A 9836-nucleotide genomic window follows, 5' to 3' on the forward strand; every position below is an offset into this window, starting at 1 on the left:
ACGAGTGGGGCTTCTCCAACCGCATGAGCGACACCGCCGTCGCCATGGCCAACGCGAAGTAACGTGACGGTTCCGATTTTGCCCCCACCCCGGCCCTCCCCCGCTGACGCGGGAGAGGGTGCCTTCCGCGAAGCGGCGGCAGTCCCCTCCCCTGCGACAGCGGGGGAGGGTTAGGGAGGGGGCAATACGGCTTTCAACGCCAAAAACTAAAATACCAGTTTTAAAACCCCCCGCTTTTTTGAAAACACCCTTTGAAGGAGCCGTGGCATGCCCCGGACCTCCGACCCGCCGACCGCGCGCATCGCCGCCCTGGAGCACGACGCCGACGCCCTGCGGCGGGCCTTCCTGACCACGCCAGTCTTCGCCTTGGACGACCACGGCCTGCAAACCCGCTTCGAGGAATTCGGCCGCACCGCCCTCGCCCTCTTCCGGGAAACCACCCGATCGGCCGGTGGCGAACAGTCCGCCCAGCGCATCGAAGCCGCCTACCACCGCGTCCATGAGGCGCTGCAAGCCGTTGCCATGCTTGCGCTTTCCGACACGGAGTCGGGTGTCCCCGCGCACGGGGACGGACGCGCCAAGCCGTCACCCCACGACCTGCGACAGAGTGTCATCCGGCGGGATACGCAGTTCTCCTGACTTGCGTCGCAGCGCTGATATACTAGTATCCACTCCATCGACGGCGCGATCCACGGACAGGCCCCATGGCCACCGGACCGGCGCCGCCCCCGCAGGGGATGCGCGGCACGCTCCCCCTCCATGCGCCGCAACCGGCAGCCAACACCCCGGACATATTTCATCGACGGCCCAGTCGGACCGCCCCAGGAGTACCGACTATGAACATCAAATCCCGGATCGACCGCATTCCCGGCGGGATGATGATCCTCCCCCTGTTCCTCGGCGCCTGCCTGAACACCTTCGCGCCGAACACGGGCAAGTTCTTCGGGTCCTTCACCAACGGCCTGATCACCGGCACCCTGCCGATCCTCTCCGTCTGGTTCTTCTGCATCGGCGCCAGCATCAGCCTGAAGGCCACCCCGCTGGTCCTGCGCAAGAGCGGCGTGCTCGTCACCGTGAAGATCCTGACCGCCGCCACCATGGGCATCGTCGCCTCCTGGTTCATCCCGCACGAGGGCGTCAGTTCGGGCTTCTTCACCGGCCTGTCGGTGCTGGCGATCATCGCCGCCATGAACGACACCAACGGCGGCATGTACATGGCGCTGATGCAGCAGTACGGCACCAAGGAGGAATCCGGCGCCTTCTGCCTGATGTGCCTGGAATCCGGCCCCTTCATGACGATGGCGACGCTGGGTCTGGCCGGTCTGGCCGCCTTTCCCTGGCAGACCATGGTCGGCGCGCTGCTGCCCTTCCTGATCGGCTTCGCGCTCGGCAACCTCGACCAGGACTTCCGCAAGTTCTTCGGCCAGGCCGTGCCGGTGATGGTGCCCTTCTTCGCCTTCGCGCTCGGCAACAACCTGAACTTCGCGGTCATCCTGAACACCGGCCTGCTCGGCATCGTCCTCGGCCTGTCGGTCATCGCCATCACCGGCTTCACGCTGGTCGTCGCCGACATCCTGCTGGCCAAGGGCAACGGCACCGCCGGCATCGGCGCCGCCTCCACCGCCGGTGCGGCCGTGACCGTCCCGCCGATCATCGCCTCCATCGAGCCGAGCTTCGCGCCGAGCGCCCCGGCCGCCACCGCCCTGGTCGCCACCAGCGTCGTCGTCACCTCGCTGCTCACGCCGATCCTGACCGCCTGGTGGGCCCGCCGGTTCGGCGTCCTCTCCCCGCGCTATCTGGCCGCCCAGAAGAGCACCGGAGCCCAGCCCCTGCCGATCCAGCCCGCCCCCGCCGAGTGACGGCGACCGACTGAGCGCCGCTTCATCCCAGGCAAAAGCCGGAGATTGCGGACCCCGCGATTTCCGGCTTGTACCACGGCACTGATATACTAATATGCTCCCTTAGGACCGGCCGAGCCGGCGCAACAGGTGCGACCATGGACATGCCGACCACCCCGACGCCCGACGCCAGCAGCGACCGTCCCGCCCCCCAGCGGAGCGCGGTGAAGCCCGCCCGCGGGCCGGCGCGCGGCGCCTCGACCATGGCGGCGATCCACCGGTCGCTGCGCGCCGAGATCGTGGAGATGCGCCGCAATCCAGGCGAGCCCATCGTCGAGAAGCACATCGCCGAAGCCTTCGGCGTCAGCCGCACCCCGGTGCGCGAGGCGCTGCAACGGCTGGCCGACGAAGGGCTGATCGAGATCTTCCCGCAGGTCGGCACCTTCGTCGCCCGCATCCCGGTCAACGCCCTGCCCGAGGCCATCGTCATCCGCACCTCGCTGGAGGGAACCGCCGTCCGCTACGCGGCGCAGCGCGCCACCGGCAGCCAGATCGCCAGCCTGCGCGCCAACCTGCTGCTCCAACAGGAGACGGTGGAGGACGGCGACCTCAACGCCTTCCACGAGGCCGACGAGCGCTTCCACGCCATGATCGCCGAGATCGCCGGCTATCCCGGCCTGTGGGGCATGGCGCAGCAGGTGAAGGTGCAGGTGGACCGCTACCGCCGCCTGACCCTGCCGGAGCCGGGACGCCTGACCAACGTGCTGGCCGAGCACGCGGCGATCGTGGACGCCATCGCCGACGCCGACCCGGCGCTGGCCGCCGACCGCATGGCCATCCACCTCGACGGCCTGCTGACCTCGATCCCCCAGGCCCAGGGGGCGAACCCGTTCTTCTTCACTGGTCCCTGATTTGGCCCCTGAATTGGCCCCTGCCGGCCCCGAAAACACACACACGAGGATACCGCCATGAAGATCACCGTCCGCCACGCGTCCCACCAGGATGACGTCCGCAACTACGACACCACCAAGCTGCGCGACCACTTCCTCGTCCCGTCCATCTTCGAGGCGGACGACATCGTCCTCACCTACAGCCACATCGACCGCTTCGTGGTCGGCGGCGCCATGCCGGTGTCCGGCCCGCTGAAGCTGGAGTCGGCCAAGGCCATCGGCTCGGCCAACTTCCTCGACCGGCGTGAGCTGGGTGCGGTCAACGTCGGCGGCCCGGGCCGCATCACGGTCGACGGCGCGGTGTTCGAGCTGGCCCCGCGCGACTGCCTCTACATCACCATGGGCAGCCTGGACGTCCGTTTCGAGAGCCTGGACCCGGCCAACCCGGCGAAGTTCTATCTGAACAGCGCCCCGGCCCACGCCCGCTTCGAGACGATGAAGATCTCCATCGCGCAGGCCAAGGCCGTGCACATGGGCGATCCGGCCCAGTCGAACGAGCGCACCATCTACCAGATGATCCATCCGGACGTCTGCCGCACCGCGCAGCTCGTGCTCGGCATGACCGTGCTGAAGCCGAACAACATGTGGAACACGATGCCGTGCCACACGCACGACCGCCGCTGCGAGGTCTATTTCTACTTCGACCTGCCGGAGCCGGCCCGTGTCTTCCACTTCATGGGCGAGCCCACCGAGACCCGCCACGTCGTCGTCGCCAACGAGCAGGCGGTGATCTCGCCGAGCTGGTCGATCCATTCCGGCGTCGGCACGCGCAACTACACCTTCATCTGGGCCATGGCCGGCGACAACCAGGACTTCACCGACATGGACTTCATCCCCATGGAAGACCTGCGCTGATCGCTGCGCGCCAAGAATAAGAACCCAGGAGTAAGGAGCAGGACAATGGCTCAGGCACATCCCTTCGATCTGACCGGCAAGGTTGCCCTGGTGACCGGCGCCCACACCGGCATCGGCCAGGGCATCGCCCTGGCGCTGGCCCAGGCCGGCGCCGACATCGCCGCGGTGGACGTCATTCCGCTGGACGAGACCAAGGCCCTCGTCGAGGCCGCGGGCCGCCGCTTCCACGCCATGACCGCCGACCTGACCAGCATCGCCCCGGTGCAGGGCCTGGTGGAGGAGGCGGTGGGCACGCTCGGCGGGCTGGACATCCTGGTCAACAACGCCGGGATGATCCGCCGCGCCGACGCCGTGGACTTCACCGAGGCCGACTGGGACCTCGTGATGAACATCAACATCAAGACGGTCTTCTTCCTCTGCCAGGCCTTCGGCCGCTACGCCATCGGCCAGGGCCGCAAGGGCAAGATCATCAACATCGCCTCCATGCTGTCCTTCCAGGGCGGCATCCGCGTGCCCTCCTACACCGCCTCCAAGAGCGGCGTGGCCGGCATCACCCGCCTGCTCGCCAACGAGTGGGCGGGCAAGGGCATCAACGTAAACGCCATCGCGCCGGGCTACGTCGCCACCAACAACACGGCGGCGATCCGCGCCGACGAGCAGCGCAGCGCGGAAATCCTGGGCCGCATTCCGGCGGGCCGCTGGAGCGTTCCCTCCGACATGGGCGGCCCGGCGGTGTTCCTGGCCTCCGACGCGTCGGACTATGTCCACGGCACCGTCCTGCCGGTGGATGGCGGCTGGCTCGCCCGCTGAGGCGGGGTGGTTCGTTTCGGTGATGAAGCCGGGCGCCAGCGATGGCGTCCGGCATTTTCGTGTGGTGGTTCGGGTTGGACATTGCCCCCACCCCGGCCCTCCCCCGCTGTCGCAGGGGAGGGATAGGGTGGGGGCAAAAGCGCCTTCAATACGTTTCCACAAGCGTTCCTCGGCGCTTCACGGCATAACGGAAGTCCCCAGGACCGCAACGCCACCCGCCATGCCGACGCCGAACGAAGCCCCCGTGACCGAAGCCGAATGGTCGATCCGGACCGCGAAAGGACACCTCTACGCCAAAAGCTGGACGCCGGAAGCCGCCGGCGCCGCGCCGATCATCCTTTTCCACGACTCCCTCGGCAGCGTGGACGTGTGGCGCGGCTTCCCGCAACGGCTGGCGGCCGCAACGAACCGCCGCGTCATCGCCTACGACCGGCTCGGATTCGGGCGCTCCGACACCCATCCGGGGCAGCTTGCCCTGGATTTCGTCGCCGCGGAGGCGCGGGACAGCATCCCGCCGCTGTGCGACCAGCTCGGCGTGACGGAGTTCGTCGCCTGTGGGCACAGCGTCGGGGGCGGCATGGCCGTCGAGACGGCGGCGCGCTTCCCGGAACGCTGCCGCGCCCTCGTGACCATCGCCGCGCAGGCCTTCGTTGAGGACCGGACCCTCGCCGGCATCCGCGACGCCAAGCGCGACTTCCAGGACCCTGCCAACGTGGCGCGTCTGGCGCGGTATCACGGCGACAAGGCCCAGTGGGTCCTGGACGCCTGGACGGAGACGTGGCTGTCGCCCGCCTTCGCCGACTGGACCCTGGACCGCGCCCTCTCGGCGGTGCGCTGTCCGGTTCTGGCCCTGCACGGCGACCGGGACGAGTACGGCTCCAGCGCCCACCCCGAGCGCATCGCGGCCGGGCGGGGAGCCGCAAGGCTTCTTCCCGACACCGGCCATGTGCCGCACCGCGAACGGGAACCGCTCGTCCTCGACGCGATCCGGAGTTTTCTGAGCGGGCGCTGATTGCGCACCAATCGCGCCGAAGTTGCGGTAAAAGGCCGCTTGAACGCCGAACAAGGAAAGCGTTGGGATGGCCGCGCCGATTCAGATCACGCTGCGCGAGTTGGAAGCGTTGGGTCTTGAGGACGGAACGGGCCGTCCCCTGGTGGAATCCGAATCGCTGCTGCCGGAATGCGACGTGCCGATCCTTCCGCTCGCCTTTGGCGACGGCGACTTCACGGACCGCCGCATCGTCGAGCATCCCTTCGCCGGAGCGTGGCGGGAAACGGCGTATCGCCCGGCCCCGGTGAGGCTCTACCGCCTGCGGGACGCCTGCGTTCACTCGACCGCCGGGGTGACCATGGTGGCCAACCGGCTGGTCGCGGAGACGCTTCAGCATGTCCACCCTCCGGACCACGGGATGGAGGTCGATCCCCAAAGCGGTTTCACGACGCTTCAAAGCGCCAGCGTCCGGAGGCTTGCCGGACGGGCTGTACATCTTCTGGCGGCCGGTGCCTTCAACTACTATCACTGGCAGATCGATGCCGCCGCCCGCCTGCCCACAGTGCCGGACCACTACAGGGACGACCTCATCCTGGTGCCGCCCCTGGAACACGCCTTCCAAACCGACACGCTCGTCCGACTGGCCGGCAACCGGCCGATACGCGCCCACGCCATCGCCACGGCGGAAAGCGTCCTGGTCGAGGAATTGGTGCTGATCCCCAACTTCTCGGGCTTCGGCTACTATCCGCACCCGGACATGCTGGCCGCGTTCGACCGTTTGGTCGCAAGCGTCGGCGCCGCAGCCCCGCACCGGCGGCTCTACATCCAGCGAACCCGCTCCCCCAAGCGCCGCCTGGAGAACGAAGCGGAGGTCATCGCCCTGCTCGCGGGCGCCGGCTACGAGATTCTGGACCTCGACGGCCTGTCGCTCGCCGACCAGGTCCGCAGCTTCGCGGAAGCCACCCATGTGGTCGGGCCGCACGGGGCCGGGCTGACCAATCTGGTGTTCTGCCGTCCGGGAACCCTGGTGTGCGAACTCCAGATGGACTGTTACATGAACTGGCTTTTCCGCCGCCTCTCCAACCTTCGGGGCGTGCGCTACGGTTATGTGATGGGCGAGATCCAGGGCGCTTGGGAGCCGGTATGGCCGCATGACCGGACGTGGCGAATCCCACTCGATCGGACGCGTGACACGCTGAAGGAGGCCGGCTTCCTGACCTGATCCATCGTTTTTCCGCGATCGGGCACGGCAAAGGGGGAAGTGACAGGACAGCCCCTTCCCCTTTCCGTTGAAGCGCTCCTCACACCGTCAGGCCGCCAGGGGCGGGTGCACCGCGCTGCGCGCCAGGATGTCCAGCGTGTGGCTGGCGATCATCCGCTCCTCGTCGGTGGGGATGACGAAGACCGGGACGCGGCTGTCGGCGGCCGAGATGCGCGTGGCCCGCGCGCGGTTCGCCGCCCCGTCGAGATGGACGCCGAGCCAGCCCAGCTTCTCCGCCACCCGCGCCCGCACCGGGGCGGAGTTCTCGCCGACGCCGGCGGTGAAGACCACCGCGTCCAGCCCGCCCATGGCCGCCGCCAGCCCCGCCGCCTGTTTGGCGACCTGGAAGCAGAACAGCTCCACCGCCTCCGCCGCCTGCGGATTCTCGCTGTCCAGCAGGGCGCGCATGTCGTTGGAGACTCCGGACACGCCGAGCAGCCCGGACTTGTGGTAGAGCAGCCGCTCCAGCTCGTCCGGCCCCATGCCCTTCTCGCGCATCAGATAGATCAGCACGCCGGGGTCGATGGAACCGGGGCGCGTGCCCATCGGCAGGCCGTCCAGCGCGGTGAAGCCCATGGTGGTGTCGACGCTGCGGCCCGCGCGCATGCCGCACAGGCTGGACCCGCTGCCGAGATGGCAGACGACGACGCGGGCCTCGGCCAGCTCCGGCGCGATCTGCGGCAGGCGCTGGGCGATGTACTCGTAGGACAGGCCGTGGAAGCCGTAGCGGCGCACGCCCTCGTCGGTCAGCTCGCGCGGCAGGGCGAACATCTGGGCCTGCCAGGGCCGCGTGCTGTGGAAGGCGGTGTCGAAGCAGGCGACCTGCGGCAGCTCCGGATAGACCTCGGCCAGCGCGGTCATCGCCGCGATGTTGTGCGGCTGGTGCAGCGGGGCCAGCGGCACCAGGGCCTCCAGCTCCGCCAGCACCGCCGGGGTCAGCCGGACCGGCGCGTCGAAGCGGGTGCCGCCATGAACGACCCGGTGGCCGGCGGCGACCAGCCGCACGTCGCGCAGCTCGTGCCGCATCCAGGTCAGCAGGAAGCCGAGCAGCCCGGCGCGGTCGCCGGGACCGACCTCGTCCAGGATGCCGTCGGCCAGGACGCGGCGGGACGCGTCCTTGGCCTCGAAGCGCGGGGCGGTGCCGATGCCGGAGATCTGGCCGGTCAGGACCGCCTCCAGATCGTGCTTTCCGGCGCCGCAGAAGACGGAGAATTTCAGGCTGGAGGAGCCCGCGTTGATGACCAGACAGGCGTCACGGTGCGACATGGTGTGATCCTCACTCCGCAGCCAAGGGAGCGGCGGCGGCGTTGAGCGCGAGGGAAGGACGGCGCGCGGCGGCCACCAGCGCCGCCACGGCGCAGGAGGCGAGGCGGGTGCGGACGTTGTCGGCGCGGCTGGTCAGGATGACCGGAACCCGCGCGCCGAGAACGATGCCCGCCGCGTCGGCGTTGGCGAGGAAGGAGAGCTGCTTGGCCAGCATGTTGCCGGCTTCCAGGTCGGGGACGAGCAGGATGTCGGCCTGTCCGGAGACGGGGGACGTGATGCCCTTGATGCGCGCGGCCTCGGCGCTGATGGCGTTGTCGAAGGCCAGCGGCCCGTCGAGGATGCCGCCGGTGATCTGGCCGCGGTCGGCCATCTTGCAGAGCGCGGCGGCTTCCAGCGTGGTGGCGATCTTCGGGTTGAGGGTTTCCACCGCCGACAGGATGGCGACGCGCGGCGTCTCGACGCCCAGCACCTTGGCGAGGTCGATGGCGTTCTGGACGATGTGGACCTTGTCCTCCAGCGTCGGGTAGATGTTGATCGCCGCGTCGGTGATCAGCAACGCCCGCGGGTAGGTCGGCACGTTCATCACGAAGACGTGGCTGATGCGGCGGCTGGTGCGCAGGCCGGTCTCCTTGCGGACGACCTCGGCCATCAGCTCGTCGGTGTGCAGGCTGCCCTTCATCACCGCCTCGGCCTCGCCGCTGCGGGCCAGCGCGACGGCGGCGGCGGCGGCGGCGTGGCTGTGCTCCACGTCGACCAGACGGTAGCGGGCGATGTCCAGCCCGTGGGCGGCGGCCAGCGCGCGGATCTTCGCCGCCGGGCCGATCAGGATGGGGTCGATCAGGCCGGCTTCCGCCGCCTCCACCGCGCCCTTCAGCGAGCTTTCGTCGCAGGGATGGGCGACCGCCGTGGCGACCGGCTCCAGCCCGTCGCACTTGCGCAGCAGCGCGTCGTGCTTGTCGTGGCGGATCATCTGGATCTGCGGCAGCGCGTGGGCGATCCGGCGGACCTTGCGGGTGGGTGCCACCACCTCGGCGGTGCCGGTCACCACGACCTCGCCGTCCTGGTTGGTGCACAGGCAGTCGAAGACGACGATGTTGGTGTCGGCCCGCTTCTCGCGCACGGTAACGGTGGCGGTGACGACGTCGCCCAGCCCGACCGGGCGGCGGAAGCGCAGGTCCTGGCCGGCGTAGACGGTGCCGGCGCCGGGCAGCCGGGTCCCCAGCACGCCGGAAATCAGCGCGCCGGACCACATGCCATGGCCGATCACCTTTTGAAAGCGGCTGTCGGCGGCGAATTTCGCGTCCAGATGAACCGGATCGATGTTGCCGGAGACGGTGGCGAACAGCTCGACGTCCATCACGGTCAGTTGCCGCGCGATGCTGGCGGACTGGCCGATCACGATCTCGTCGAAGGTGACGTTTTCGATCGGGGCCGCCTCGATCGGGGCCGCGTCAACAGGGGCCGCTGGGAGGTCGCCGCTGGTTTCACCATTGGCAGTCATTGCAGAACACTCCGGATGAGAGAAATAGGCATGATGCTGCCCGTTTCAGCCGATCCCTCCCGGCGCGCGCCTTGCTGAAGGGGGAAGCGCGTCTTGCCGTCTTCTTCTGTGAGCGTCTTTTTCTGTACTGATATATTAGCGGAAAAGGCGGTGCGGCGCAGCAAATCCGGCATCACCGGACACTTTGCCGCAGCCGCCTTCCGTTGGAGCCGTTACGCCCTGAGGATGCCGCGGCCGGCGAAGCGGGATGCTGCGCCGAGCATCTCCTCGATGCGGATCAGCTGGTTGTACTTCGCCAGCCGGTCGGAACGCGACAGCGAGCCGGTCTTGATCTGGCCGCAGTTGGTGGCGACCGCCAGATCGG

General features: G+C 68.7%; 10 protein-coding genes and 1 pseudogene. 7 read left to right on the forward strand and 4 right to left on the reverse strand.

The window, feature by feature from the left end:
* The first annotated feature begins 267 nt into the window (after positions 1 to 267).
* The 7 genes from DXK32_RS31060 to DXK32_RS31090 all read left to right on the forward strand — a co-directional run bounded on the left by DXK32_RS31060 (position 268) and on the right by DXK32_RS31090 (position 6666).
* On the forward strand, positions 268 to 639 hold the full coding sequence (locus DXK32_RS31060) for a hypothetical protein (RefSeq protein ID WP_114862028.1): 372 nt from the start codon (positions 268 to 270) through the stop codon (positions 637 to 639).
* A gap of 197 nt (positions 640 to 836) precedes the next feature.
* Positions 837 to 1859, forward strand: coding sequence for a 2-keto-3-deoxygluconate transporter (gene kdgT / locus DXK32_RS31065; RefSeq protein WP_114862029.1), 1023 nt, complete (start codon positions 837 to 839; stop codon positions 1857 to 1859).
* Positions 1860 to 1996: 137 nt separating this feature from the next.
* Positions 1997 to 2749 (forward strand): GntR family transcriptional regulator, encoded by a 753-nt coding sequence (locus DXK32_RS31070; protein ID WP_114862030.1) that lies wholly within the window; start codon positions 1997 to 1999, stop codon positions 2747 to 2749.
* Between the two features lie 57 nt (positions 2750 to 2806).
* Positions 2807 to 3643, forward strand: coding sequence for a 5-dehydro-4-deoxy-D-glucuronate isomerase (gene kduI, locus DXK32_RS31075; RefSeq protein WP_114862031.1), 837 nt, complete (start codon positions 2807 to 2809; stop codon positions 3641 to 3643).
* Between the two features lie 45 nt (positions 3644 to 3688).
* Positions 3689 to 4453, forward strand: a complete 765-nt coding sequence (gene kduD, locus DXK32_RS31080) for a 2-dehydro-3-deoxy-D-gluconate 5-dehydrogenase KduD (protein ID WP_114862032.1) — start codon at positions 3689 to 3691, stop codon at positions 4451 to 4453.
* 244 nt (positions 4454 to 4697) lie between these two features.
* Entirely contained in the window at positions 4698 to 5465 is a 768-nt protein-coding gene (locus DXK32_RS31085) for an alpha/beta fold hydrolase (protein ID WP_247877431.1), read from the forward strand.
* A 67-nt stretch (positions 5466 to 5532) separates the two neighbouring features.
* Positions 5533 to 6666: a glycosyltransferase family 61 protein gene (locus tag DXK32_RS31090; protein WP_114862034.1), complete on the forward strand. Its 1134-nt coding sequence runs from the start codon at positions 5533 to 5535 to the stop codon at positions 6664 to 6666.
* Positions 6667 to 6753: 87 nt separating this feature from the next.
* Here DXK32_RS31090 and DXK32_RS31095 read toward each other — a convergent pair whose 3' ends face one another.
* The 4 genes and pseudogenes from DXK32_RS31095 to eno form a co-directional block, all read right to left on the reverse strand.
* The gene (locus DXK32_RS31095) at positions 6754 to 7971 is read right to left on the reverse strand and encodes an acetate/propionate family kinase (protein WP_114862035.1); all 1218 of its coding nucleotides are present in this window, start codon (positions 7969 to 7971) and stop codon (positions 6754 to 6756) included.
* A gap of 10 nt (positions 7972 to 7981) precedes the next feature.
* Positions 7982 to 9472, reverse strand: coding sequence for a bifunctional enoyl-CoA hydratase/phosphate acetyltransferase (locus DXK32_RS31100; protein WP_114862036.1), 1491 nt, complete (start codon positions 9470 to 9472; stop codon positions 7982 to 7984).
* Positions 9469 to 9645 carry a hypothetical protein gene (locus DXK32_RS32485; protein ID WP_162801433.1) on the reverse strand — a complete coding sequence of 59 codons (177 nt, stop codon included), beginning with the start codon at positions 9643 to 9645 and terminating at the stop codon, positions 9469 to 9471. The genes DXK32_RS31100 and DXK32_RS32485 overlap by 4 nt, the downstream gene beginning before the upstream one ends.
* 39 nt (positions 9646 to 9684) lie before the next feature.
* Positions 9685 to 9836, reverse strand: a pseudogene (gene eno / locus DXK32_RS31105) (phosphopyruvate hydratase); the annotation flags it as partial.

The sequence above is a fragment of the Azospirillum brasilense genome (assembly GCF_003349955.1).
Classification (GTDB): Bacteria; Pseudomonadota; Alphaproteobacteria; order Azospirillales; family Azospirillaceae; genus Azospirillum; species Azospirillum brasilense_B.